Source organism: Duncaniella muris (assembly GCF_003024805.1).
Lineage (GTDB): Bacteria > Bacteroidota > Bacteroidia > Bacteroidales > Muribaculaceae > Duncaniella > Duncaniella muris.
This window is the reverse complement of the sequence record NZ_PUEC01000001.1, coordinates 107,144-132,810: the sequence shown is the minus strand read 5'-3', so window position 1 is coordinate 132,810 and position 25,667 is coordinate 107,144. Positions and strand designations below refer to the sequence as shown.

At 52.2% G+C, this 25,667-nt stretch carries 19 protein-coding genes and 2 tRNA genes; 12 read left to right on the top strand and 9 right to left on the bottom strand.

The features are described 5' to 3' along the window. The first annotated feature begins 132 nt into the window (after positions 1-132). Positions 133-206 (top strand) — tRNA-Pro (locus C5O23_RS00515). Positions 207-549: 343 nt separating this feature from the next. Here the strand turns inward: C5O23_RS00515 and C5O23_RS00510 are convergent. From C5O23_RS00510 to C5O23_RS00500, 3 genes are all read right to left on the bottom strand, one after another. Beyond that, positions 550-636 (bottom strand) — tRNA-Ser (locus C5O23_RS00510). Between the two features lie 250 nt (positions 637-886). After that, a complete protein-coding gene (locus C5O23_RS00505) occupies positions 887-2,464 on the bottom strand; it encodes a peptide chain release factor 3 (RefSeq protein ID WP_107030992.1) in 1,578 nt (525 codons plus the stop codon). Between the two features lie 85 nt (positions 2,465-2,549). Next, positions 2,550-3,194 (bottom strand): M15 family metallopeptidase, encoded by a 645-nt coding sequence (locus tag C5O23_RS00500; protein WP_240597539.1) that lies wholly within the window; start codon positions 3,192-3,194, stop codon positions 2,550-2,552. 142 nt (positions 3,195-3,336) lie between these two features. Here C5O23_RS00500 and C5O23_RS00495 point away from each other — a divergent pair, with 142 nt between their 5' ends. The 5 genes from C5O23_RS00495 to C5O23_RS00475 all read left to right on the top strand — a co-directional run bounded on the left by C5O23_RS00495 (position 3,337) and on the right by C5O23_RS00475 (position 11,416). Continuing rightward, positions 3,337-5,427 (top strand): tetratricopeptide repeat protein, encoded by a 2,091-nt coding sequence (locus C5O23_RS00495; protein ID WP_107030990.1) that lies wholly within the window; start codon positions 3,337-3,339, stop codon positions 5,425-5,427. A 166-nt stretch (positions 5,428-5,593) separates the two neighbouring features. Continuing rightward, positions 5,594-6,910 carry an aspartate kinase gene (locus tag C5O23_RS00490; RefSeq protein WP_107030989.1) on the top strand — a complete coding sequence of 439 codons (1,317 nt, stop codon included), beginning with the start codon at positions 5,594-5,596 and terminating at the stop codon, positions 6,908-6,910. Between the two features lie 36 nt (positions 6,911-6,946). Next, positions 6,947-8,098: a diaminopimelate decarboxylase gene (gene lysA, locus C5O23_RS00485; protein WP_107030988.1), complete on the top strand. Its 1,152-nt coding sequence runs from the start codon at positions 6,947-6,949 to the stop codon at positions 8,096-8,098. Positions 8,099-8,115: 17 nt separating this feature from the next. After that, positions 8,116-10,110 carry an OPT family oligopeptide transporter gene (locus C5O23_RS00480; RefSeq protein ID WP_107030987.1) on the top strand — a complete coding sequence of 665 codons (1,995 nt, stop codon included), beginning with the start codon at positions 8,116-8,118 and terminating at the stop codon, positions 10,108-10,110. A 19-nt stretch (positions 10,111-10,129) separates the two neighbouring features. Further along, on the top strand, positions 10,130-11,416 hold the full coding sequence (locus tag C5O23_RS00475; RefSeq protein ID WP_170068188.1) for an MATE family efflux transporter: 1,287 nt from the start codon (positions 10,130-10,132) through the stop codon (positions 11,414-11,416). Between the two features lie 74 nt (positions 11,417-11,490). On the opposite strand, the gene C5O23_RS00470 is transcribed toward C5O23_RS00475, so the two are convergent. Together C5O23_RS00470 and nfo are read right to left on the bottom strand one after the other, a co-directional pair. After that, the gene (locus tag C5O23_RS00470) at positions 11,491-12,810 is read right to left on the bottom strand and encodes an SLC45 family MFS transporter (RefSeq protein ID WP_107030986.1); all 1,320 of its coding nucleotides are present in this window, start codon (positions 12,808-12,810) and stop codon (positions 11,491-11,493) included. A 126-nt stretch (positions 12,811-12,936) separates the two neighbouring features. Continuing rightward, positions 12,937-13,791 (bottom strand): deoxyribonuclease IV, encoded by an 855-nt coding sequence (gene nfo / locus C5O23_RS00465; RefSeq protein ID WP_107030985.1) that lies wholly within the window; start codon positions 13,789-13,791, stop codon positions 12,937-12,939. Between the two features lie 138 nt (positions 13,792-13,929). Between nfo and hisS the strand changes: the two genes are divergently transcribed. The 3 genes from hisS (at position 13,930) to C5O23_RS00450 (ending at position 16,955) form a co-directional block, all read left to right on the top strand. Next, positions 13,930-15,303 carry a histidine--tRNA ligase gene (gene hisS, locus C5O23_RS00460; protein WP_107030984.1) on the top strand — a complete coding sequence of 458 codons (1,374 nt, stop codon included), beginning with the start codon at positions 13,930-13,932 and terminating at the stop codon, positions 15,301-15,303. A 129-nt stretch (positions 15,304-15,432) separates the two neighbouring features. After that, a complete protein-coding gene (locus C5O23_RS00455) occupies positions 15,433-16,176 on the top strand; it encodes an MlaE family ABC transporter permease (protein WP_172480175.1) in 744 nt (247 codons plus the stop codon). Then, positions 16,173-16,955, top strand: a complete 783-nt coding sequence (locus tag C5O23_RS00450) for an ABC transporter ATP-binding protein (protein WP_107030982.1) — start codon at positions 16,173-16,175, stop codon at positions 16,953-16,955. The genes C5O23_RS00455 and C5O23_RS00450 overlap by 4 nt, the downstream gene beginning before the upstream one ends. 45 nt (positions 16,956-17,000) lie before the next feature. On the opposite strand, the gene nrdG is transcribed toward C5O23_RS00450, so the two are convergent. The 4 genes from nrdG to C5O23_RS00430 all read right to left on the bottom strand — a co-directional run bounded on the left by nrdG (position 17,001) and on the right by C5O23_RS00430 (position 20,921). Beyond that, a complete protein-coding gene (nrdG, locus tag C5O23_RS00445; RefSeq protein ID WP_107030981.1) occupies positions 17,001-17,477 on the bottom strand; it encodes an anaerobic ribonucleoside-triphosphate reductase activating protein in 477 nt (158 codons plus the stop codon). Positions 17,478-17,511: 34 nt separating this feature from the next. Continuing rightward, entirely contained in the window at positions 17,512-19,719 is a 2,208-nt protein-coding gene (locus C5O23_RS00440; protein WP_107030980.1) for an anaerobic ribonucleoside triphosphate reductase, read from the bottom strand. A gap of 211 nt (positions 19,720-19,930) precedes the next feature. Next, a complete protein-coding gene (locus C5O23_RS00435) occupies positions 19,931-20,578 on the bottom strand; it encodes an HAD family hydrolase (RefSeq protein WP_107030979.1) in 648 nt (215 codons plus the stop codon). A 46-nt stretch (positions 20,579-20,624) separates the two neighbouring features. Continuing rightward, positions 20,625-20,921 (bottom strand): Dabb family protein, encoded by a 297-nt coding sequence (locus C5O23_RS00430; protein WP_107030978.1) that lies wholly within the window; start codon positions 20,919-20,921, stop codon positions 20,625-20,627. A gap of 529 nt (positions 20,922-21,450) precedes the next feature. Between C5O23_RS00430 and C5O23_RS00425 the strand changes: the two genes are divergently transcribed. The 3 genes from C5O23_RS00425 to C5O23_RS00415 all read left to right on the top strand — a co-directional run bounded on the left by C5O23_RS00425 (position 21,451) and on the right by C5O23_RS00415 (position 25,388). Next, the gene (locus tag C5O23_RS00425) at positions 21,451-22,008 is read left to right on the top strand and encodes a DUF3575 domain-containing protein (RefSeq protein WP_262497243.1); all 558 of its coding nucleotides are present in this window, start codon (positions 21,451-21,453) and stop codon (positions 22,006-22,008) included. A 20-nt stretch (positions 22,009-22,028) separates the two neighbouring features. Next, positions 22,029-23,456: a DUF3868 domain-containing protein gene (locus tag C5O23_RS00420; protein ID WP_107030976.1), complete on the top strand. Its 1,428-nt coding sequence runs from the start codon at positions 22,029-22,031 to the stop codon at positions 23,454-23,456. A 171-nt stretch (positions 23,457-23,627) separates the two neighbouring features. Continuing rightward, the gene (locus C5O23_RS00415) at positions 23,628-25,388 is read left to right on the top strand and encodes a fimbria major subunit (protein ID WP_107030975.1); all 1,761 of its coding nucleotides are present in this window, start codon (positions 23,628-23,630) and stop codon (positions 25,386-25,388) included. The last annotated feature ends 279 nt before the right edge of the window (positions 25,389-25,667 follow it).

Here is a 25,667-nt window from a genome sequence, read left to right as displayed (position 1 = left end):
AACATTTAAGCTTCAAAACAGCAATTTTAAGTTAACACAAGTTAATTTAACGGCAAATATTTGGAAGTTTCAAAATAACTCCCTACCTTTGCATCGCTTTTGAGAAACAAAGCAACGCTTTTGAAAGATAATCGGGGTGTAGCTCAGTTGGTTAGAGTACGCGTCTGGGGGGCGTGAGGTCGCTAGTTCGAGTCTAGTCACCCCGACAAAAGCAAGAGAAAGCAGGTTTAGCTCAATGAGTTAAACCTGCTTTCCTTTAAACAGCCGGGACAAAAACGGGACACGCCGTTTCCCGCGCCCGGATCACAGTAACGACGGGTCAGCGGATTTTTCGGGTCAGCGGATTTTTCCGGTGGGCGGAAGGGAGATGTCGGAGTATAGTGTTATCTTTGCAAAATGAAACCAGATTTTCCTTACTCTCTAATACCGTCTAGTCATATCGGCAGGCAAAAGTTACGCGAGATATTTGGATTTTTAGACTTGGGCCGCCTTACACCAATCCCCCTATATGCTAAAAGAGCTGCAAATCTAAGATTTGCAGCTCTTTTGCGGAGAGAACGAGATTCGAACTCGTGGTAGGATTGCTCCTACGTCAGTTTAGCAAACTGGTGGTTTCAGCCACTCACCCATCTCTCCAGGTGCTTGTTGAATTGTTTTACACTTGATTAAAAGTGTCTCACTTTCTCTAAAGCGTTGCAAAGGTAGATATTTTCTGCGAACTATCCAAATTTTGCAGCAACTTTTTTATTTTATTTTTCACGACCACTTGTTTCACCCTACTGCGTAGACTTTAACAATCAGGGCATTGAATGTTATAATCATCCACATTCAATGCCCTGATAATACCTTACAGCAATTGTCGCCCGTCCGCAGCTTCTTCCTCGCCTTAGAATTCCGAGGAGAAGTGGAAACGGATTTTGGGGAAGTCATTCTGGGCCATCTGGAGCACGTAGCCGGAGTCGGCGAGGAATACGTCGCGACCCTCTTTGTCGACAGCCATGAACTGATGCTTGCGTTTTTTGAAAGCTGCAAGCGCTTCGGCATCGTCACTCTCGATCCAGCAGGCCTTGTAGAGCGAGATGGGCTCCCAGCGACACTGCGCGCCATATTCGTGGAGCAGGCGATACTGTATTACTTCAAACTGGAGTTGTCCGACAGTACCGATGATCTTACGGCCGTTAAACTGGTTGACAAACAACTGTGCGACACCTTCGTCCATCAGCTGCTGTATGCCCTTGTCAAGCTGCTTGGCCTTCATTGGGTCGGAATTCTCTATATATTTGAACATCTCAGGCGAGAAACTCGGAAGGCCCTTGAAATGCAGAGTCTCTCCGGATGTCAGAGTGTCGCCGATTTTGAAGTTGCCGGTATCGGGAATACCGACAATGTCACCGGGATATGCCTCGTCGACAATATTCTTTTTTTGCGCCATGAAGGCTGTCGGGGCAGCAAATTTCATGGTTTTGCCTGATCTCACATGCTTGTAGGGAGCATTGCGTTCAAACTTTCCAGAGCATACTTTGACAAAAGCAATGCAGGAACGGTGGTTTGGGTCCATGTTGGCATGAATCTTGAACACGAAGCCCGAAAAGCCTTCTTCGTCAGGATTAATGGCACGTTCTTCGGCATTGACCGGGCGGGGAGAAGGAGCGATTTTCACAAAACAGTCCAGAAGTTCCTTCACACCGAAAGTATTCAGCGCCGAGCCAAAGAACACCGGAGCCACTTTGCCTTCGAGATAGGCTTCGGTGTCGAATTCGGGATAAACGCCCTCGATTAACTCCAGGTCTTCGCGAAGCTTGGCGGCATCAGTCTCCCCTACCGCTTCGTCGACACGCGGATCTGTGACGGAATCAATTTCGACACGCTCGCTGACACGCTGCTTGTCGGGGGTAAAGAGATCCAGAGAATGCTCAAAAATATTGTAGACTCCCTTGAACTTCGCACCTATATTTATAGGCCATGACAGCGGGCGCACGCTGATCTTCAGTTCGCTCTCAAGTTCGTCGAGAATATCAAACGGATCGCGGCCCTCGCGGTCGAGCTTGTTGACAAAGATAATCACCGGAGTGTTACGCATACGGCATACCTCCATGAGCTTACGGGTCTGCTGTTCGACACCTTTGGCAACGTCGACCACTATGATCACACTGTCTACCGCTGTCAAGGTGCGGTAAGTATCCTCCGCGAAATCCTGGTGACCGGGAGTGTCAAGAATGTTGATCTTATAATCACCGTAGTTGAAACCCATTACCGAGGTTGCCACAGAGATGCCGCGCTGCTTTTCGATTTCCATCCAGTCGGAAGTCGCAGTCTTCTTGATTTTATTTGACTTTACGGCACCTGCCACATGGATCGCCCCACCGAAAAGCAGAAGTTTTTCAGTGAGCGTTGTTTTACCTGCGTCAGGGTGTGAAATGATTGCAAACGTGCGTCTGCGGGCTATTTCGTCGGTAAGAGACATGGGTTTATTGTTTTTTATGATTTTGCGGGTGCAAAGTTACGAATTTTTTCCGAGTTGAGAAGTTTTTCCCGACGCTGAAAAAGGGTCAGAAATCAAGCCGTCTGAACGATGCGCGAGCTTTGGCCTTATTGACAAGGTCGAAATGCCACCACTCTGTGCGGATGGTGTGAAATCCGGCCGAGGTCATGACACGACGCAGGAGCAGACGGTTCTGCCGCTCGGTCTCACTGATTACGCCACGCCTTACCAGCGCTTCCTCGGCATCGATATTCGCTTCCGGACCAAGATGGTCAACCGGAGTTCCCATAGGAAGTTCACGCCCCTCCTGATCGACAATGGTTATATCAACCGCCAGTCCATAATTATGCAGACCGCCGCCTCTGGCCGGATTGGCCACATAATTTGCCTTAGGCGTACCGCGTACAGCCCGAAACATCCTGCGCTGTACGCTCATCGGACGGGCGGCATCCTTGATCAGCAGCCGATGACCCGGACTGATCCTGCCAAGCTCAGCCTGTGCACGCACCACCGCCGAGGCTGCCTCAGGCTGCAGATAAGCCCGCTCAAGGCCATCGGTGTAGAGCAACACGCCAGTGAAATTATCCTCTCTCGCATACATCAGACTTACACATATGGTCGAATCAAGGCCCGCCACATCAACGAGTCCATGATCCTTAAGTTTCTGTTCGAGCGTCAGCTGCGACGGGGTCGATTGTGAGTGCAACTGCATGATATTCAGAGATGAAAAAATAAGAAGAATAAGAAATCTAAGAAATCCGGATTGTTTCATGGCCGCAAAAATATGAAAAATCCTTAAATCATGACCGTGTTTTCTGCGAAAACATTACTTTTGCAAGTCATAACCCTGCAGAATGATCATTACCACATATAAAATACATATGCTACGGCGCCTGCTGCTGCTCATTGTGCTCATCTCAGGCACGACACACGTCAGCGGACAGATCAACACCGAACAGGTGTTGCGGATCGGCGCCAATACCCACTACTTTGAAGACTACGTACTTTCGATCCAATATTTCAACCAGGTCATAAGCGTCAACCCCTCTCAGGCCAAGCCTTATTTCTACCGTGCTGTGGCCAAGCTCAACCTTGATGACTTCCGCGGAGCTGAAGAAGATGCCACTCTCGCGCTTGAACGCAACCCGTTCATCACCGAAGCCTATGAAGTCAGAGGTGTGGCTCGACAAAACCAAGGCAAAAACGCCGAAGCCATAGCCGACTATGACCGCGCGCTTGAAATGCAGCCCGAAAACAGCAGCATAATCTTCAATAAAGCCATAGCCCAGCATGAAAACCGCGACACAGTCGGAGCGAAAACCACCTTCAGCCATCTCATCAGACGCTTTCCGAAATTCGAAGAAGGCTATCTGGGCCGAGCGCGCCTGCGCTTGGAGATGAAAGACACGATCGGAGCAAAAGCCGACATAGACCACGCGCTCTCACTCAACTCCAATGCAGTCAACGCCTACCTCCTACGTGCCGATATAGCCATCCATTCAGGCAAAGACTTCAAAAGCGCCCTCGCAGACATGGACAAAGCCGTGAAACTGCGTCCTGAAGCCGCCGGATTTTATATCAACCGCGCCTATCTGCGTTACATGAACGACGATATCCACGGAGCCTTCGAAGACTATGATCGTGCGATCGGGCTCGAACCCGCCAACACCGCAGCTATATTCAACCGCGGCCTGCTCCGTGCCGAAGTCCATGACACCAACCGTGCCATCGATGACTTCTCTCGTGTGCTCGACCTTGACTGCGAGGACTACAAGACGCTCTACAACCGCGCCATACTCCTTTCAGAAATCGGGTCGTTCGAAGCTGCATTGGCCGATCTCGACAAAGTGATCGAAGCCTTTCCGGACTTTGCCGGAGCCTACTTTCTGCGATACGACATCAAACGCCGCAAGGGAGACAGCCGTTCGGCCCAAAAAGACTACGACAAATCAATGGCTCTGGCCAAGACCACCGTCCAGCTGACACCTGACAAGCAATTCAGTGGATCGGCATATTCCGGTTCCGCGAAAACCTACAAATCCAACACCTCGACAGCCGGCGACAAGGTCTCCGCGGCAACCCAAAGCACCACACAGCCGAAAAGCGAGACCATAACGGAAACACAGGAGCAGGTGAAACGCAGATTCTCGTCACTCACCACCGTGCGCAGCAACTATTCAGCAGAAAAAGATTACTCGACAGCCGACATTCGCGGAAAAGTCCAGGACAAAGACATGGCCGTAGAACTTGAGCCGCCGTTCATGCTGACCTACTACACCTCGCCCAACGAAATCAACCCAAGCAGCGAATACATCCGTGAGGTCGATGAAATAAACTCCCTGGGGCTACTGCGCTTCGTCCTACAGGTTGCCGGACACCCTGCACAGCTGCCAATGTATGAACTTGAAGGCCCGCACCGCCAGTCGATCAGCTACTACAACTCCTACATGGCCGGACATGCCCCCCGCGCCATCGACTACTTCGGCCGTGCTATGGATCTCATAGCGCTCAAAGACTATGACCGCGCCATAGCCGACCTCAACGAAGCCGCCAGACTCACTCCCGACTTTGCGCTCGCCTATCTGTTGCGAGCCCAGGCAAGATACGAGACAGTCAAAGCCACATCCGAACCGGGCAAAGCACTGTCGCGCAGCGGCATCATGGAAGCTATAGCCGATCTTGACGAAACCCTGCGCCACTCACCGTTCATGCCCGTAGCCTATTATAATAAAGGTGTACTGCTGGCAGAATGCGGCAGCTACGTCGAAGCCATCGAAGCCCTCACCCGCGCCATAGAGCTGAAACCGGTCTTCGGAGAAGCCTATTATAACCGCGGATTCGTCTATCTGTCTCTCGGTGACAAAAGCTCAGCCCTCCCCGATCTCAGCCGGGCCGGCGAGCTCGGAATCGTAGCCGCCTACCCGCTTCTCAAACGCATGAAGTGAGCGAAGGGCATAAAACCAGACCTATTTGCTTGCCGGACACTATGATTTACGGCAACTAAGCCAGTCTGGCAACCGTTTTGGTATCACAATGCTTTGATGTGAATTTTTTTTTGTAAATTTGCGCAAAATACTCCTATTGAATTATCACATACACAACATTTAAAATATGAAAGTCTTAAAGTTTGGAGGAACTTCTGTAGGATCAGCCGAAAGAATCCGCCACGTAGCAGACCTCGTCAGCGCAAGAGGTAAAAACATCATCGTTCTTTCAGCCATGTCAGGCACAACCAACTCTCTGGTTGAGATCTCGGACTATCTCTACAAAAAAAACACCAACGGAGCCAAGGAAACGATCAACCTCCTCGAATCGAAGTATCTCAAGACAATCGCCTCTCTCTACGACCGCCATGAGAGCCGCGAAAAAGCACTCAAAGAGATAAAGGCCTGCTTCAACTACATCCGCTCGTTCACCCAGCGCGAGACTTTCGGACCGACTGAAGAAAAAATCATCCTTGCCCAGGGCGAAATCATGAGTGTGGCCATGATGACCATCCTGCTCAACGAGCGCGGTCTCTACGCCGAAGCCCTCCCCGCCCTTGACTTTATGAAAACAGGCCAGAACGGAGAGCCTGACATGCAGCACATAGCTCTGCATCTCCAGCCTCTGCTTGACAAATATGTCGATGCCGACATTTTTGTAACCCAGGGATTCATCTGCCGCAACTCGACCGGCGAGATCGACAATCTACAGCGAGGCGGCTCGGACTACACCGCATCACTCATCGGCGCTGCAATCGAAGCAGACGAAATCGAAATCTGGACCGATATCGACGGCATGCACAACAACGACCCTCGCTTCGTGGAAGGCACCAAGCCAGTCAACGAGCTCCACTATGAAGAAGCATCCGAGCTGGCCTACTTCGGCGCCAAGATCCTTCACCCCACCTGTGTGCTCCCCGCCAAGGTCAACAACATACCAGTGCGCCTGCTCAACACTCTTGAACCTGAAGCCCACGGCACTCTGATCTACAACAACATCACCGAACCGTCAATCAAAGCCGTGGCAGCCAAAGACAACGTGGTCGCAATCAAGATCAAAAGCTCCCGCATGCTTCTGGCCTACGGCTATCTGACACGTGTATTCGAGACATTCGAAAAATACCGCACCCCGATTGACATGATCGCCACTTCGGAAGTAGGCGTCTCACTGACAATCGACTCCGAACGCTTCCTGCCGGAAATCATTGACGAACTCAAGAAGTTCGGCACCGTGACCGTTGACAAGGACATGGTCATCATCTGTGTTGTAGGCAACATGGAGTGGACCAACACCGGCTATGAGGCAAAAGCAATGGAAGCTCTCGCCGACATCCCCGTGCGCATGATTTCCTACGGCGGCTCAAACTACAACATCTCGTTCCTTGTCCGCAGCTGCGACAAAGTCGAGGCCCTCAAACGCCTCAGCGAAAAACTTTTCAGCTAAAGACCGCACACCTATTAAAGAGATCAGACAGAAAAAATGACACGCTTCCCCATAGAGGAATTTTCAAGCCTCAAAACACCGTTCTATTTCTACGACCTGCGTCTGCTCGAACGCACTGTCAAGGAGATCCGCCGCACCGCCCGTGATCCCCGCTTCAAAGTCCACTATGCCATCAAGGCCAACGCCAACCCCGGCATACTGCGCACCATCCAGGCCGCAGGATTCGGAGTGGACTGCGTCAGCGGCTGGGAAATCGAGGCAGCGATCGAAGCCGGATTCCGCGGCGACCGCATCGTGTTTGCCGGCGTAGGCAAAAGCGATCCTGAAATCCGCTCTGCTCTTGAAGCAGATATCGAATGCTTCAACGTAGAGTCAGAACCGGAACTGAGAGTCATCAGCGAAATTGCAGCCGAGATGGGCAAGACAGCACGTGTGGCAATCCGCGTCAACCCCAATATCGACGCCCACACCCATGCCTATATCACTACAGGGCTGGCCGAAAACAAGTTTGGCATCAATCTTGAACAGCTCGACTCGATTATAGGCCTCGCCAAAAGCCTACCCGCCATCGACCTCAAAGGTCTGCATTTCCACATCGGATCGCAGATCACTGAGACAGAACCCTTTGTGATGCTCTGCGAGACCATCAACCGCCTGCAGGACGAATATGAACAGAAAGGTGTCAAATTCAGCCTTATCAACGTTGGCGGCGGTCTCGGTATTGACTACGCACATCCCGAACGCCACCCGATCCCCGACTTCGAAGCCTACTTCACCACCTTCCACAACCATCTGCGCCTGCGCCCGGATCAGGAACTCCATTTCGAACTCGGCCGCTCAGTGGTGGCACAGTGCGGATCGCTGATCACCCGTGTGCTCTACATCAAGGAAGGCACAAGCAAACGTTTCGCCATAGTCGATGCCGGAATGAGCGATCTCATCCGTCCGGCCCTCTACAGCGCGCACCACAAAATCGAAAACATCTCAAACCCCAACGGCGAACTCCACCACTACGACGTGGTAGGACCGATCTGCGAATCCTCAGACCGTTTTGGCGAAAGCGAAACCCTGCCTGAAGTAAAGCGAGGCGATCTGCTCGCACTCCGTTCTGCCGGTGCCTATGGCGAGATCATGGCCTCACGCTATAATTGCCGCCCCTTCCCCCACTCCTATTTTTCAGAAAACTAATTCCCTGAAAAGCCAAAATGAAACCCACAGAAAACCACAAGGAAGTCTATCAGGACGCAGATCCTGTGGAACTCCCCGAAAACGCGTTCCGCGAACTCGCCGAGGATGAAGGCTACAGACCTATCATGCACCCGGCCCGTGACTACCCCGAAGTGACGCCCTACTCTGTCGGCATGGGACTGCTGCTTGCCGTAATATTCAGCGCGGCAGCAGCCTACCTCGGCCTTAAGGTCGGACAGGTCTTCGAAGCCGCCATTCCCATCGCCATCATCGCTGTAGGTCTTTCAGGCGCTCTGAAAAAAGAGAATCCCCTGGGCCAGAACGTCATCATCCAGAGTATCGGAGCATGTTCGGGAGTCATCGTTGCAGGAGCCATATTCACCCTGCCCGCACTCTACATTCTTCAGGCCAAGTATCCGGAAATCACCGTCAACTTCCTGCAGATATTTCTCAGCTCGCTCTTAGGCGGCATACTCGGCATACTCTTCTTCATCCCGTTCCGCAAATACTTCGTAAAAGACATGCACGGGAAATATCCTTTCCCTGAGGCGACTGCGACCACCCAGGTGCTTGCAAGCGGTCTCGGCAAAAGCTCTGCCGGCAACAGCGGGCAAGCCCGCACCCTCGTGCTTGCCTCGCTCATCGGCGGTATTTACGACTATATTGTGGAAACTTTCGGATGGTGGGCCGGTGTCCTCAACACTCATGTCACCGAATGGGGCCAGACTCTGGCCGAAAAGACCAAACTCGTGCTCAGCTGCAACACTGGAGCCGCAGTGCTCGGCCTGGGCTATATCATAGGACTGAACTATGCGTTCATCATCTGCGCCGGCTCAATCTTTGTATGGTGGATTCTGATTCCGCTTCTCGGCACATACGGATCAGCTGAAATCGCAGCCATGAGCCCCGAAGCCATATTCTCTGACCACGCCCGCATGATCGGTATCGGCGGCATCGCTATGGCAGGCATCATCGGCATAGTGAAATCATGGTCTATCATCCGCGGTGCCGTAGGTCTCGCCTCACGCGAGCTCCGCGGCAACACATCTGAAGGCAAAACCGTGCGCTGGCAGACAGATATTTCGATGAAACACATCGTGTTTTTCATTGCGCTCGCGCTTGCAGCCGTGCTCATATTCTTCTGGATAGGCGTGATCCATACCTTCTGGCAGGCTCTGGTGGCGTGGCTGGTGGTCACAGCTATCGCATTCCTCTTTACAACAGTGGCTGCCAACGCAATCGCCATTGTCGGCTCCAATCCCGTGTCAGGCATGACTCTGATGACTCTGATTGTCGCATCGGCCATCTTTGTGGCCATCGGCCTTAGCGGATCGTCAGGCATCGTGGCCTCAATGGTGATCGGCGGCGTGGTCTGCACTGCTCTATCGATGGCCGGCGGATTTGTCACTGACCTCAAGGTAGGCTACTGGCTCGGCTCCACCCCACGCAAGCAGGAAAGCTGGAAATTTCTCGGCACACTTGTTTCGGCAGCCACTGTAGGCGGTGTCATCCTCCTGCTCAACAAAGTCTATGGCTTTACCGGCGACAACGCCCTCATCGCACCCCAGGCCAATGCAATGGCCAAGGTGATCGAACCGCTTATGATGGGCGGAGACACCCCGTGGATCCTCTATATGACCGGTGCCATTCTGGCTCTGATACTCAACTGGCTCGGCGTGCCTGCCCTTGCATTCTGTCTCGGCATGTTCATTCCCCTGCAGCTCAACACTCCGCTGCTTGTCGGAGGCGCTATCGCATGGTTTGTAGGAAGCCGTTCTACCGACAAAGCCCTCAATGACGCCCGTCGCGACCGCGGCACTCTGATCTCGTCAGGCCTCATTGCCGGCGGTGCCCTCTTCGGCGTGTTCGCCGCCCTGACACGCTTCCTCGGTTTCGAATACACAAGCCCTCTCAGCACCATCGCCACACAATGGGCCGGACTTACCGTCTATGCCCTTCTCATCGTCTACCTGATCTGGGATTCGATGAAAGCGAAACGCCTCAAAGACTGATCGGATCTGCTAAATTCCGATGAAAGAAATCAACCGCGACATCTTGTCGCTCGCAATTCCGTCGATCATCACGAACATCACCACGCCACTGCTGGCCCTGATGGACGTGGTGATCGTCGGGCATATGGGGAGTGCCGACTATATTGCCGCCATCGCAGTCGGCGGAACAATTTTCAACATGCTTTACTGGCTTTTCGCCTTTCTGCGGATGGGCACAAGCGGACTTACAGCCCAGGCCAATGGCGGAGGCGACAGCAAAAGTTGCGCCCAGGTGCTTGCCCGCGGACTGACAGTGGCTCTCTGCGCGTCAATTCTGATAATCCTCTTTCAGAAACCACTTCTTGATCTCACTCTGAACTTTCTTGAAGTCAGAGACCGGGTAAGGGATCTCGCATCAGTCTATTTCTCGATTCTTGTCTGGGGAGCCCCCGCTTCGCTGGCCACATTCACTGTCACCGGATGGCTGTTAGGAATGAAAAACGCCCGCGCGCCGATGTGGGTGGCATTCGTGGTCAACATATCCAACATAGCCGTCAGCCTGCTGCTCGTGCTCGGTTTCGGACTTAAGGTCGAAGGTGTTGCTTCCGGCACACTGACAGCCCAATGGCTCGGAGCGCTCACGGGCCTCGGCATTGTGGCAGTTAAATATCGCCCTGCTCCGGGACGGCTTCGTGAAATAATCCACCTGAGCGATCTGAAAAGATTTTTCAAAGTCAATACTGATATATTTTTCCGCACACTCTGTCTGATAGCCGTAACAGTCTGGTTTACACGCACAGGGGCAACTCAAGGCACCGTCATACTGGCTGTCAACACACTGCTGATGCAGTTTTTCATTCTTTTTTCATACTTCATGGACGGCTTTGCCTTTGCCGGCGAATCACTGTGCGGCAACCTGATCGGAGGTGGCGACAGCAGGGGGCTGCGTGAATGCGTCAAAGCACTGTTCAGATGGAGTGTGGCAATGGTCTTGCTCTTCACCCTGGTCTATGCTGTGGGAGGAGAAAGCATCATGGGCCTCCTAAGCGATGATGCCGGAGTAAGACTTTCAGCCAAGGAATATTACAGCTGGGTCATAGCCATTCCGGCTATTGGATTCGCAGCATTCACATGGGACGGAATTTTCATCGGCGCTACACGCACAAGAGAAATGCTGCTCTCAATGGCCACCGCCACCGCAATCTACTTCGTGATGCTCCACATCCTGTTTCCTATAATAGGAAACCACGGGCTCTGGATAGCCTTTCTGGCATATCTTCTCACCCGTGGTCTGGCTCTGACGGCCATGAGCCGCCGTATTTTCTAAAAAGCATAATAAGGTAACTATCAAGCAGGTCTGCTGAACAGTTACCTTATTTCATATGATATGACAGGATAGAATCAATTCTCCTTTTCTGCGTAAGTCTCCTTGACCAGTCCGACACTAAGCGCGCCGGCAACAAGAAGAACTCCGCCGAGCACCAGCATATTTACCTGGTGGCCTCCAAGAAGCGGAAGAATCAGACCGCCGAGAGCCGCAGCGCAGATCTGAGGCACACATATGGTCCCGTTGAAAAGCCCAAGATAGGTTCCCATGTTCTTACCGGAAATCGAGTTGGTCAGAATGGTAAACGGAAGTGCCAGCATTGCGGCCCACGCACAGCCTATCAGCAGGAAGGAAATGAACAGCACATATTGGTCAGTGACAAAGAGAGTGGAGATAAAGCCTGCTGCTCCGAGAAGAAGACTGAGCACATAAACTGTCTTGTGGCTCTTGAATCGCGGAATGACCACTGCCCAAAGCACTGAGCCTACAGCCTGGACGGCGAAAAGCACACCGACCCAGTTGCCTGCAGTCTGATAAGCCTCCGAATTGGTATCGGTAGTGCCCCACACGGTATCGGCAATAGCACCTGGCGTGTAGGTCCACATATAGAGGAAAGCCGCCCAGCAGAAAAACTGCACGAGACCGACAGTCCAGAACGTGCGCGGAGCATGTATGAGCAACTTCAGCATCGAGGTCTTTTCTTCATTCTGCTGCTCGGTGATGCCATGATACTCGGCATATTCTTTGGGAGGCATCTCACGGATGGTGACAAAACTGTAGATGACACACAGTATCAGCACAGCGGCTCCGATGTAGAATGAATAGGTCACCGCATCAGGCACTTGTCCTGCCGGAGCGAGATTGCTGACACCGATTGCCGTCAGGGTGATCGGCGCAAGATAACCGACGAGACTGCCGGCATTGCAGAGAAAACTCTGGATGGAATATGCAAGACCTTTCTGACGCTCGTTGACCTGATCTCCGACAAGCATCTTGAACGGCTGCATGGCCATGTTGATGGAAGTGTCAAGAAACATCAGGGCGATAAAGCCGAAAATCATAGCTCCGCCAACTGTCAGTCCGAAACTTCCGGCATTAGGGAGAAGACACATGACCACAACAGCGATAGCTGCTCCAAGAACAAGGTAAGGCAGGCGACGGCCGAGACGATTCCATGTGCGGTCACTCGCAGCGCCAACCAATGGCTGCACAATAATGCCCATCAGCGGGGGCAGAATCCAGAAATAGCTCAATGAATGAGGATCGGCGCCGAGAGTAGCGAATATTCGCGAAATATTTGCGCTCTGGAGAGCATAGGCGATCTGTACGCCAAAAAAGCCGAAACTCAGGTTCCAAAGATTCAGAAAACTTTGGTCCGGTTTATTTTTAACCATAGGTAAGTGTAAGTTGATGATGATATAATCAAAAAAATAATCTCTCTACATTTATATAATAAACAAGATCCGTCAGTCAGCGGATCGGCAGGCCGGATACAGCCGGATGCATGTATGCGGCAGGCTTCAGTCTGATTTACGGCTGTCAAGCGAGTAAAGTAGACTGATTTCCTCTGCCCATATTGCCTCGTCAGGGGTCTCAAGTATCAGCGGGATATCATCGAAGCGCGGATCGTTCATCAGTCTCGACCAGAATTCGCGGTCAAGATTGGCGGTTGCGATCGGTGCATGACGGTCAACATGCGAGCCGAGTCCCTTCTGAGTATCGTTGAGGTGCATTCCGCAGAGATAGCTGAAACCGATGATGCTGTCAAATTCGGCCCAGGTCTTGTCATAGCCTTCGGCTGTGGCAAGATCATAGCCGGCCGTGTAGGCATGGCAGGTGTCTATGCAGACTCCTATTCTCGTCTTGTCATCCACGCGGTCAATAATTCTGGCAATCTGGTCGAACGAATATCCGAGGTTACTTCCCTGCCCGGCAGTATTCTCGATCACAGCCTTCACCCCCGCCGTCTTTTCCAGCAGACCGTTGAGCGAGTCGGCTATCAGGTCAAGACAGGCATCAGTCTCCATCTCACGCATGTGGGAACCGGGATGAAAGTTGAGCATGGTAAGTCCAAGTTGCTCGCAGCGGCGCAGTTCATCAAGAAAAGCCTCACGCGACTTTTCGAGTTTCACGGCATCCGGCGAGCCGAGATTTATCAGAAAGCTGTCATGCGGAAGGATATGCGCCGGGCTGTAACCGTAGCGCATACAGTTTTCCCTGAACGCCTCAGCCTGCGCCTGCGGTATCGGTTTCGAAGTCCAGCGCGACGGGTTGCGGGTGAAGAGAGCAAATGATTTCGCTCCTATCAGATGGGCGTTCAAAGGAGTATTGCTCACACCGTCTCCGGCAGAGACATGTGCTCCTATATATTTCATAAGTATCGGGTCTGTTTTACGAGTAAGTATGTTTACGCATTAAAGTGACGCAAATTTAGCAAATAATCGCTATCTTTGCAAAATAATTCGTACTAACTTTCAACGATAATATATTTAAGAACAAATCGACAGATATACATGGCACAGAAACCGTCAATCCCCAAAGGCACGCGCGACTTCACCCCGGCTGAAATGGCGCGCCGAAACTATATATTCGACACTATACGCACTGTTTTCAAACTCCACGGTTTCCAGCAGATCGAGACTCCGGCAATGGAAAATCTCTCGACTCTCATGGGCAAATACGGCGAAGAGGGCGACAAACTGCTGTTCAAGATACTCAATTCAGGCGACTTCCTGCGCGGGGCTGATCCCCAGCTGATCCAGTCGGCCATAGCCGGCGACGATTCGGCAAAACTCGCAGCCAAGATCTGTGAGAAAGGTCTGCGCTACGACCTGACAGTGCCCTTCGCGCGTTTTGTTGTCATGCACCGCAACGATCTCAGTTTCCCCTTCAAGCGTTTCCAGATCCAGCCGGTGTGGCGTGCCGACCGTCCGCAGAAAGGCCGTTACCGAGAATTCTACCAGTGTGATGCCGATGTTATCGGATCTGACTCGCTGATCAACGAAATCGAACTTCTCCAGCTCATCGACGATGTGTTCAGCCGTCTCGGCATCCGTATCACAATCAAACTCAACAACCGCAAAGTCCTCGCAGGCATAGCCGAACTTGTCGGCGCGCCTGACAAAATCGTGGACATAACCGTGGCCATTGACAAGATCGACAAGATCGGCCTCGACAACGTGAAAGCCGAACTCGGCGAACGCGGACTGTCGGCCGAAGCCATTGACCGCATCACACCGCTCATCACCCTCTCCGGCTCCAATGCCGAACGCCTCGCAAGCCTTGAAGAAATGCTTGCTTCAAGCGAGACAGGCCTCAAGGGCGTAAGCGAACTGCGCGAAGTCATGGCCGGCACAGAGGCTCTCGGTCTGTGCGCCGACCTCGAACTCGATGTAAGCCTGGCCCGTGGCCTGAACTACTACACCGGAACCATCATTGAGGTCAAAGCCCGCGACGTAGAGATCGGCAGCATCACCGGCGGCGGCCGCTACGACAACCTTACCGGAGTGTTCGGTCTGCCCGGAGTCTCAGGTGTAGGCATTTCATTCGGCGCCGACCGCATTTATGATGTGCTCAATACTCTCAATCTCTACCCTGAAGGAATCGAAGGCGCGGCCAAGGTGATGTTTACCAACTTCGGTCCCAAGGAAGCCGCCCGCAGCCTTCAGATCATCAAGAAACTGCGCGAAAGCGGAATCCCTGCAGAACTTTATCCCGATGCTGCAAAAATGAAAAAGCAGATGGGACGCGCCGACAGCCTCGGCATTCCCTTTGTGGCCATCATCGGAGAGACCGAACTCCAGAACGGGACTGTCACTCTCAAGAACATGACCACCGGAGAACAGTCTGAAATCAGCACCGAGAAACTGACAGAAGCCCTCGGCTGATCCGAAACCGGATAAAATTCTCTCTTCTTTCCTGAATTTTGGCCAATAGCCCCACTACAGCCTCGGCAACAGGTGACAAATGCTTACCTTTGCCGAGGTAAATGTAATTTTCAACCTCTTGACATGGTTATAACCGACTCACTCACCACTTTCGGGCAATACTGCCTCTTCATAAACAAGATATTTTCGGTTCCCGACCGCTGGAAGACGTTTTTCAGACGCACCTTCTTCGAAATCACCAAACTTGGCGTGGATTCCATTCCGCTGGTGATAGTGATCTCACTGTTTATCGGCGCTGTGATCACCATCCAGATGCAGCTCAACATTGTCTCTCCCCTCGTTCCCTCCTACTCCACCGGTCTTGCCACCCGCGAGATCATCCTGCTGGAGTTCTCCAACTCCATCCTCTGTCTGATCCTTGCCGGCAAGGTTGGCTCGAACATCGCGTCGGAAATCGGGACAATGCGAGTGACAGAGCAGATTGATGCACTTGATATCATGGGCATAAATTCCGCCAACTTCCTTGTTCTGCCGAAAATAGTAGGCTTCCTTGTCTATATGCCCATACTGGTGATTTTCTGTATTTTCACATCGTTCCTCGGCGGAGTGCTGATCTCGATTTTTACAGGCATCATCCCGCTCAACCGCTTCATCTACGGCCTGCAGACCATGTTCGTAGAATGGTACGTGTGGTACGGACTCATTAAGTCGCTCTTCTTCTCCTTCATCATCACTTCCGTCTCAGCCTACTACGGCTATTTCGTCAAAGGCGGCGCTCTTGAAGTCGGAAAGGCTTCAACCAACGCCGTCGTTGCTTCCAGCATTCTGATTCTGCTGCTTGATGTCGTACTGACAAAACTCCTACTGCAATGATCGAAGTAAAGAATATAACCAAATCATTCGACGGCAAGACCATCCTCCATGATGTCAGCGCCAGATTCGAAACCGGCAAGACAAACCTCATCATCGGCCAGAGCGGTTCGGGCAAGACAGTCCTCGTCAAATCGCTCGTGGGCCTCATACGCCCGGAGAAAGGCGAAATCCTTTACGACGGACGCGACCTGATGAAGATGGACACCAACCAGATCAAGGACCTGCGCAAGGAAATCGGCATGCTCTTCCAGGGCTCGGCCCTCTTCGACTCGGAGACCGTGCTCGGCAACGTGATGTTTCCGCTCACCATGTTCACATCCATGACACCGGCCGAAATCAAAGACCGCGCGCAGTTCTGTCTTGAGCGTGTGAAACTGAAAGGTGCCGACTCGAAATATCCGTCGGAAATATCAGGCGGTATGCAGAAACGTGTGGCCATAGCTCGCGCCATAGCCCTCAACCCCAGATATCTTTTCTGCGACGAACCAAACTCAGGTCTCGATCCGAGAACCTCGATAGTGATCGATGAACTTCTGAGTGACATCACCCACGAATACAACATCACCACCATCATCAATACCCACGACATGAACTCGGTGCTCGGCATCGGCGAGAACATTATCTTCATCAACAAGGGCCACCGCGAATGGGTTGGTGACATGCACCAGATCTATCAGACGTCCAACGAGGCCCTCAACGAATTCGTTTTCGCCAACGACCTCTTCCAGAAAGTCCGCGCCTACGTAATCTCAAACGCCAGCGACCGGCAGCTGAAGTAAACCCCGGCCACCCTGTAACGGAACCAGGCTATACAGTCTCTGTATTTACCACTCCCACTCGACAACATTGCCGACCGCAGAGCGTGCCACATCGACCAGCCGCTGATTGGCCGAGCCGCGAAAAAGCAGATGCACATCGCGCTGCGCCTCGATGAAAGGCCCGTCGACAAGCACATCGACATATTCAAGCAGACGCCTCATAGGCTCATTGCCCATGACAGCCTCATAGCTGAAACCGGAATAGCACCAGATGCTCTTTCCGGCTTCTTTTATTCTGGCGGCAAGCGGTATCAGCTGCTCGGCGCTATACATCGGATCGCCGCCGGTCAGAGTGACGTCGAAATCATTTTCTATCACTTCGAGCATCACCTCATCGATGCTCATCTCACGCCCTGCCCCGAAATTCCACGACTGCGGATTGTGACAGCCTGGACATCCGTGAGAGCAACCGGCCACATAGATGGCCGTACGAAGTCCGGGGCCGTCAACCGACGTCCCCGGAACTATATCGAGAATTCTCATTCTGAAAAAAATCTGTCTGTATGAAAAACCGTGATCACTTGTGGACTATGCGGTCATTGAGTTCCGCCAGTTTTGCATTGTTCCAGCGGTCAGTGGTGCCGACAAGATAGCCGGTGATGCGCTGCAGGCAGTCGATATTGTGACTGTGGCAGCAGGGGCATTCTTCAAGCGACTCCTGGGCATCCTCATATCCGCAGTCCATGCAGCGGTTGCGGTTATGATTTACCGAGCAGTAGCCGATGTTGTACTTATCCATCAGATCAACGATATCGCTGATCGCCTTAGGGTTGTGGGTGGCATCGCCATCAATTTCCACGTAGAAAATGTGGCCGCCGCCGGTCAGTTCGTGATACGGAGCCTCGACCTTGGCCTTATGGCGCGGCGAGCAGTGATAGTAGACAGGCACGTGGTTAGAGTTGGTGTAGTAGATCTTGTCTGTGATGCCGGGAATCACGCCGAACGATTTGCGGTCGCGTGAAGTGAATTTTCCTGACAGACCTTCGGCCGGAGTGGCGAGCACAGAGAAGTTATGCTTATACTGTTCGCTGTAGTCATTGACGCGCGAGCGCATGTGTGACACGATCTTCAGACCTAACTTCTGCGCATCCTCGCTCTCGCCGTGGTGCTTCCCGGTCAGGGCTATCAGACATTCGGCCAGGCCGATGAAGCCGATGCCGAGTGTGCCCTGGTTGATCACGCTCTCGATAGTGTCAGTCGGGCTGAGTTTCTCAGCTCCGTTCCACAGACGCGACATCAGCAGCGGGAACTGCTTGGCCATAGCCGTCTTCTGGAAATTGAAACGGTCACAGAGCTGACGGGCGGTGATGTCAAGAACATCGTCGAGTTTTTCGAAGAAGCGTCTGATGCGTTCATCCTGATCAACTATATTCATGCACTCAATTGCAATGCGAACAATGTTGATTGTAGAGAAACTGATGTTGCCGCGGCCAATCGAAGTCTTTTCGCCGAAGCGGTTCTCAAACACTCGTGTGCGGCAGCCCATCGTGGCTACTTCATACTTATAACGCTCCGGATCATTGGCATCCCACTTCTCATGCTGGTTGAATGTCGCGTCGAGGTTCACGAAGTTCGGGAAGAAGCGGCGCGCTGTCACCTTGCAGGCAAGCTGATAGAGGTCGTGGTTGCGGTCGCCGGGCAGATAGCTGACTCCCTTTTTCTTTTTCCAGATCTGAATGGGAAAAATGGCTGTGGCTCCGTTGCCCACACCTTCGTAAGTCGAGTTGAGAAGCTCGCGGATGATGCAGCGTCCCTCAGCCGAAGTATCTGTACCGTAATTGATCGAGCTGAACACAACCTGATTTCCGCCACGCGAATGGATGGTGTTCATATTATGTATGAAAGCCTCCATGCTCTGATGCACACGGCTCACAGTCTGGTTGACGGCATGCTGTTTCCAGCGCTCGGTGCCGGTCATACCTTCAAGCGGAGCCTTGATATAGTCCTCTATTTCAACATCGTAGAGCGCCGACAGATCCTCCCCGCTGAGGTCTTCGAGTTTCTTGACTTCTTCTATATATGAATATCTCACGAAAGGAGCGAGGTAGAAATCAAATGCCGGGATGGCCTGACCGCCGTGCATCTCGTTCTGGGCTGTCTCAAGTGAGATGCAGCCTATGATGCTGGCCGTCTCGATGCGCTTTGCCGGACGCGACTCGCCGTGGCCGGCCACAAAGCCGTATTTCAGTATGCGGTCCAGCGGATGCTGTACGCAAGTAAGGCTCTTGGTTGGATAATAGTCCTTGTCATGGATATGAAGATAGCCATTCTGCACAGCCTCGCGGGCTTCGGGCGACAGAAGGTAGTCATCGACGAAAGGCTTGGTTGTCTCGCTGGCAAATTTCATCATCATGCCTGCGGGCGAGTCCGTGTTCATGTTGGCATTCTCACGGGTGATGTCGTTGTTTTTAGCCTCGATGATTTCCAGAAACATGTCGCGGGTCTTTGCGCGGCGGGCTATCGAACGCTGGTCGCGATAAGCGATATAGCGCTTGGCCACTTCCTTGCGGGGCGATTTCATGAGTTCAAGTTCCACACGGTCCTGAATCTCTTCAACCGTCATTTGCTCGCAGCCGATCATTCCGATCCGGTCTGTGATGCGTGAAATCAAGGCTTCGTCTTCTCCCATCTCTGTGGTGAGCATTGCCTTGCGGATTGCAGCCTTTATTTTCTCTTCGTTGTAGCCCACGACGCGACCGTCGCGCTTTACCACTGTCTGTATCATCTGATTTTTGTTTTGAGGGGGAATATTGTTTTTTGCAGGTGTTCTTTTTAGTCGTTTTTGACACTGCAAAGATAGGCATAAAAAAAGAAAAGTCCAACATAAAAGTTAGACTTTTTACATCACACTGTATGCCGTTTTGGATAACTTTCTGTATTTTCAAAATCCACAATAGACCGTATATCAGTAATCTATGTATTCATTTTGGACAACTTTACCAATTTTTAAATTCATAAAAATCCACAAAACGGAGCAATTCGCCCAAATTTTCTATCTCGACTGACGGTCGGTTTTCTTCCGGAAAATCAGCCGGATCAGCCTGCGTGATATTCTCGCCGTTGCCGCCCCTCCGGAAACCTACCGTAGTCCAGCCGAGACGGTTAGGCGCAATAAAATCTTTCGCCGGGTTGTCGCCGACATAGACATAAGCCCCCCTGCCTTCTGTACGGTTCATAATGGAGCGGAAAGCACGGCCCGACACCTTTTCTTCCCCCACCTCTTCAGAAATCATGATCAGGTCAGGACTGATGAAACGGGCAAGTCCGAGAGCCTCTATCTTGTGGCGCTGAGTGACGCTGCGACCATCGGTCACCAGCCCCAGAGTGTGGCCGGTGCGAGCAAGACAACTCAACACATAGAGCGACATCCAAGGCAATCTGATGTCCGGGTTATGATTTCTGTAGAGACCGATCACGTCGGACGCCGGCAGACCGGTAGAGTCAAAAGCCTCGCGCGGGTCTGCAGCCGCAAGCATGGCCGGCAACAACCCGCGGCCATATCGGCGCGCTATCGTCCTATAGGCCGATCTCACGAACTCCATCTCCGGATAAAGCGTATCATCCAGATCGAAGACTATGACCATTCCACTGCCTTTGTCAGTTCCGGCACCTTACCCAAATCCGGACTTATCATGAGAAATAATAATCCACACAGGCCCGTGCCTCCTTATGGGCACCGATTATCGAAGCCGCTGCAACGTGGGCCGGGTGCCTGGCATAAACCATCACATCATCCATAGTCGGAACCACAGCAGTAAGCACCACATCCCAGTCTTCCGACGGATTTTCATTTATGCCGACCTCCATCGAGCGGAGCACATCAATCTGCGCCGGGAGTTCCATCAGCGCATTTCTGAAACGTTCGGCAACCTCGCGGCGTTCTTCCGCGGTGCCCTTAAGTTTGAAGCTTACTATATGTTTTACCATTGCCAATAAAAATTGTATAGTATGATTGTATAATATATATGTATATTATAATATATAGGTATCAGTGTTATTTTGCCGGTTTGCAAACCGACATCCAAAATTAGCCATTTCCCGCGACCCGGACAAATAAAACGCACCTGAAAAATCACTTGCGTGATTCGTTGGTAAAAAAGCAGAAAATTCGCACTTATTTTTTCATTTTTTATTGCAGATTTAAAAGCAAATTACTACTTTTGCTGTTGAAAATGAGTTTCCAACGAAACCGTTTCATGACACACATCACAGTTATAGTCGCATTTTAGTATAGTAGTAACACGTTTATGCCACGTAACCAGTTGGCTTATAGTAGTATCGCCAAAAGCGCTGGGGTTTATTCCCCATGCCCTTGAATTTCTGCGCTTGACTCATCAGTGAGACATTCGCAGGTATTTTTGTGCGCCTACATCTGACACTGCCCCGCCGGCATAAGCAATAGTAACAATTATATAGATTATCTATGTTGCCGATCAAAAGAGTATTGCTTGCAATCATGATGATTGCGAGCTTGTTCGAAATGTCGAAAGCTCAGGATCTTGCAGTCAAGACCGACCTTTCGTCTGATATCTTCACCAACATAAACATCGGAGGTGAAGTTGGCCTCGCTCCCAAATGGACACTCGACCTATCCGGCGAATTCAATGCCTGGACATTCAGCGACAACAAGCGCTGGAAACACTGGTTCGTGCAGCCCGAAGCCCGCTACTGGTTCTGCGACCGCTTCGCAGGTCACTTTGTCGGCGCACACCTCCACGGAGGCCAGTACAATGTCGGAGGCCTTGACATGGGCTTCTCCATGCTCGGCACCGATTTCGGCAAACTCAAAGACTACCGCTTCCAGGGATGGTTTGTCGGCGCAGGCGTGGCCTACGGCTATGCCTGGGTGCTCGGACGCCACTGGAACCTCGAAGCAGAGATAGGACTCGGATATTCCTACACCCGCTACAGCCAGTTCAAATGTGCGGGATGCGGCAAGAAGCTGAAATCAAACCGCCCTCACAACTACTTTGGCCCGACAAAAGCCGCAATCAACTTAGTGTACGTATTTTAACCCTGTCAAAACGCACTGAAATGAAATTTCCCGCCCTTCACATATCCGCAGCCATCATCCTCGGCCTCTCGGCCGGCACATCGGCAGCCGAAACACGCACCATTCCGGTAGGCGTCAGCGTGGACCACGCCTCACTCCAGCGCCACGGCGATTATATGAACGTGGATCTCTCACTCGATCTCAGCAAACTCCGGGTAGAAAGCAACCGCGCGGTGCTGCTCACTCCGAGCATTATCAACGGCTCCGACACCCTCAAGCTCCCCGCCGTAGGCATCTATGGCCGTGTGCGTTACTATCAGTATCAGCGCAACAACCCAGGCATGATCTCAGGCGAAGACGAGACCGTGATCCGCGCATCAGAGCTCCCCGACAGCCTGCACTACTCACAGATAATCCCCTATGCCGACTGGATGAACGGTTCTTCGGTCTATCTTGACCGCTCCGACTTCGGCTGCTGCCGCAAACTGCTGGCCGAAGCTCCCTTCGAAGGCCCTTACGGCTATTTCGGCTACTTCACTCCGAAATGGGTCTACGTGCGCCCGCAGGGCAACGGCGAGAAACACCGCGAACTCTCCGGCTCGGCCTTCATCGACTTCCCTGTAGACCAGACCGTCATCTACCCCGAATATCGCCGCAACACCACCGAGCTGGCCAAAATCCAGGCCACAATCGACTCAGTGCGAGGTGACGGCGACGTGACCATCACCCGCGTGTGGCTCAAAGGTTTCGCTTCGCCCGAAAGTCCCTATTCCCACAACCGCGACCTCGCCATCGGCCGAACCGCCGCACTCAAAGACTACATCCAGAAACTCTACCGCTTCGACTCCGGCATCATAGCCACCGATTTCGAGCCTGAAGACTGGGCCGGTCTCAAAAAAGCCGTCGACGGATCAAACCTCCCCAACCGCACCGAAATCCTCGCCCTCATCGACTCCGACATGGAGCCTGACGCAAAAGAGGCCCGCATCAAGAAGTTCTATCCTGAGGACTACCGCTTCATGTTGCAGACCTACTACCCCGCCCTGCGCCACACCGACTACCGCATTGAATACAACATCCGCACCTACAGCGATGTCAATGAGATACGCCACATCATGAAGGAACAGCCGCAGAAACTCAGCCTCAACGAGTTCTATCTCTTAGCCCAGGACTGCCAGCCCGGCAGCGAAGAGTTCAACGATGTCTTCGAGACAGCCGTGCGCATGTATCCATCAGACCCCGCAGCCAACCTCAACGCGGCAGTCTGCGCCCTCGAACGCGGTGATCTCGACCATGCTGCCCGCTTCCTCGACAAGGCAGGAACTTCAGAAGAAGCCGAATACATCAGAGGTGTGCGCGAAGCCTTGAAAGGCAACTACTCAGCCGCCCGTGCATACTTTGAAAAATCGTCCTCGATCCCCGAAGCGGCCGACGCCATCCGCCAGCTTGACAAACTCAACGCCCGATAGGCAAAATATGCTTGCCTGAGGTCCTCCTCCACGCTCGCCTCTATCTTCTCTCCACCGACATCAGACAATAGTCACAACAACCTGAATTTTAGCCATACATTTCATCACACAATTTAAAACTACACAGATTCATTAGTAACAAATTAAAAACCAATTCAATAATCAATCACAATGAAGTTTAAAAGCTTATTTCTGACAACAGCCGCAGCAATGGCGTTTGCTGCCTGTTCAAGCGACGAACCCGCTAAAAACGGCGGCAACGGAAACATCGACGGCGAAGGCGCAACCATGTACCTGACCGTCAACATCACAGATGCCAACACTGTAGGCCGTGCCGAAGAAGGCGATCTCGTTCCCGGCGCTCCCGAAGAACATGCTGTAAACACCGCTCACTTCTTCTTCTTCGACAAAGACAAAATGTTTGTCACCGAAGCCAGCGTCTGGAGGAAAGACGGTCAGTCAGGTGACTTCGAGGACCACAATGTTGAATTCCAAAGCAACAATGTGCTTGTTCTCAAGAATCTCACTCAGAAAAACCTTCCCAAGTATCTCATCACTGTTCTCAACGCCACTCCCGAACTTCTTGCATACGTCCGCGCGACTCCCCGCACAATGGAAGAAGTGCGCAATTACACTCTCCAGTGGAAGAACGGCGAATCATTCGTGATGTCTACTTCAAGCTTCAACGGCGGTGCAAGCGCTTTCCCCGGCCAGTATGACAATGCCGTCTACTATGCCAACCTCATTCAGGAAAGCAACCTCAAGACCGAACCCGTTGACGTCAACAATGTTCCCGCCTCTGACGTTGTCAAAATCTACGTTGAGCGTCTTGCCGCCAAATACACCATCGACCTCCCCGAAGGCAATCCTTTCCCGGTTGATGTTACAATCGCCGGTCTCGACAACGACAACAACAATAACGTCGAGTTAGGTGCAGAGCGCGTTTATGTAAAGATCGAGAACTTCGGCGTGACCGGAACTGAGAAAGAATCATATCTCGGCAAGAACCTCGACGGCCTCACCGGACTCTGGAACACATGGAACATCGCCCAGCTCCACCGCAGCTACTGGGGCAAGTCTGTAAGCTACGACGATGCCAATGCAGTACTTGACCGCCCGACTTTCAGCGAGGTCAACACCGACCTCACCAAGCCCGTCTACTCAAACGAGACCACCAAGGATTTCACCCTGATCCGCAACGAGAACAACGTGCTTACTCCCGCAGCTGTCACCAACATCGTCTTCACCGCTACTATCTATGCCGACAAAGCAGCCACCACTCCCCTTGATCTCATCCTCTTCAGCGGTGTCTACTACAAGAAAGACCAGTTCGTTCCCTACATCCTCAACCGTCTTAACGCCACCAACCAGCTCAACTACTGGATCAAGACCGGCAGCGAGACCGAAACAAACCCCGACGGCACTCTCAACCGCGACAACTACACTCAGGTAAGCGCTGAGAATGTCGAGCTCGCCAAAGACGGCGCAAGCACCGGTATCTTCAAGCTCGTGGCCAACATCGGCGCTGACACTCAGCTCTACGCCATCAACGGCAACACTGCTACCGCAGTAGAGACTTCAGCTTTCGAAACCGCGCTCAACACATTCTTCACCAACGAGAAGCCTATGGCCTACACCGGCGGTGCAAGCGTTTACTACGTGCCTGTTGAACACCTCCTCGGCAAAAATGCCGGTTCCGGTGAAAACTATGACTACACAGTGAGCGAAAACGGCCAGTATGGCGTTGTCCGCAACCACTGGTATCAGATCGAGGTAGGCAAAGTCTTCCGTCTCGGCCAGGGCGTATTCGATCCCAGCGACAACAGCACTGAAGATCTCATCCCTGACAATCCCTCGAAAGAAACCTTCGGCATGGCTGCTAACATCAGCATCCTCTCCTGGAAGGTTGTCAAGCAGAGCGTAGACCTCTGATTCTGACAGTCATCACATAGAGAATATTATCAACCACCTTCAAAGGTGCGGGGCCGTGCGGAGCCCCGCTCAGTCCCGCACCTTTTTCCCTCTCCATCCCCACACAAATTCAACATACACTGACCACTCTACCTCTCTCTCAACCAAAATACATTCATACCACCTCTCACCTCTTCTTCAACCCGACACTGACGAGAGGATCTCACCGTCACCGATCCTCCTCACTATACATACTCTCATTCAAAGAATCAATCGCTTTATAATGCCATTCACGGATTG

Bases quoted from the DNA above. Each gene is read 5' to 3' on its own strand.
- C5O23_RS00505 (WP_107030992.1), bottom strand. From the start codon at position 2,464: ATGTCTCTTACCGACGAAATAGCCCGCAGACGCACGTTTGCAATCATT.
- C5O23_RS00500 (WP_240597539.1), bottom strand. From the start codon at position 3,194: ATGCAGTTGCACTCACAATCGACCCCGTCGCAGCTGACGCTCGAACAG.
- C5O23_RS00495 (WP_107030990.1), top strand. From the start codon at position 3,337: ATGATCATTACCACATATAAAATACATATGCTACGGCGCCTGCTGCTG.
- C5O23_RS00490 (WP_107030989.1), top strand. From the start codon at position 5,594: ATGAAAGTCTTAAAGTTTGGAGGAACTTCTGTAGGATCAGCCGAAAGA.
- lysA (WP_107030988.1), top strand. From the start codon at position 6,947: ATGACACGCTTCCCCATAGAGGAATTTTCAAGCCTCAAAACACCGTTC.
- C5O23_RS00480 (WP_107030987.1), top strand. From the start codon at position 8,116: ATGAAACCCACAGAAAACCACAAGGAAGTCTATCAGGACGCAGATCCT.
- C5O23_RS00475 (WP_170068188.1), top strand. From the start codon at position 10,130: ATGAAAGAAATCAACCGCGACATCTTGTCGCTCGCAATTCCGTCGATC.
- C5O23_RS00470 (WP_107030986.1), bottom strand. From the start codon at position 12,810: ATGGTTAAAAATAAACCGGACCAAAGTTTTCTGAATCTTTGGAACCTG.
- nfo (WP_107030985.1), bottom strand. From the start codon at position 13,791: ATGAAATATATAGGAGCACATGTCTCTGCCGGAGACGGTGTGAGCAAT.
- hisS (WP_107030984.1), top strand. From the start codon at position 13,930: ATGGCACAGAAACCGTCAATCCCCAAAGGCACGCGCGACTTCACCCCG.
- C5O23_RS00450 (WP_107030982.1), top strand. From the start codon at position 16,173: ATGATCGAAGTAAAGAATATAACCAAATCATTCGACGGCAAGACCATC.
- nrdG (WP_107030981.1), bottom strand. From the start codon at position 17,477: ATGAGAATTCTCGATATAGTTCCGGGGACGTCGGTTGACGGCCCCGGA.
- C5O23_RS00440 (WP_107030980.1), bottom strand. From the start codon at position 19,719: ATGATACAGACAGTGGTAAAGCGCGACGGTCGCGTCGTGGGCTACAAC.
- C5O23_RS00435 (WP_107030979.1), bottom strand. From the start codon at position 20,578: ATGGTCATAGTCTTCGATCTGGATGATACGCTTTATCCGGAGATGGAG.
- C5O23_RS00430 (WP_107030978.1), bottom strand. From the start codon at position 20,921: ATGGTAAAACATATAGTAAGCTTCAAACTTAAGGGCACCGCGGAAGAA.
- C5O23_RS00425 (WP_262497243.1), top strand. From the start codon at position 21,451: ATGATGATTGCGAGCTTGTTCGAAATGTCGAAAGCTCAGGATCTTGCA.
- C5O23_RS00420 (WP_107030976.1), top strand. From the start codon at position 22,029: ATGAAATTTCCCGCCCTTCACATATCCGCAGCCATCATCCTCGGCCTC.
- C5O23_RS00415 (WP_107030975.1), top strand. From the start codon at position 23,628: ATGAAGTTTAAAAGCTTATTTCTGACAACAGCCGCAGCAATGGCGTTT.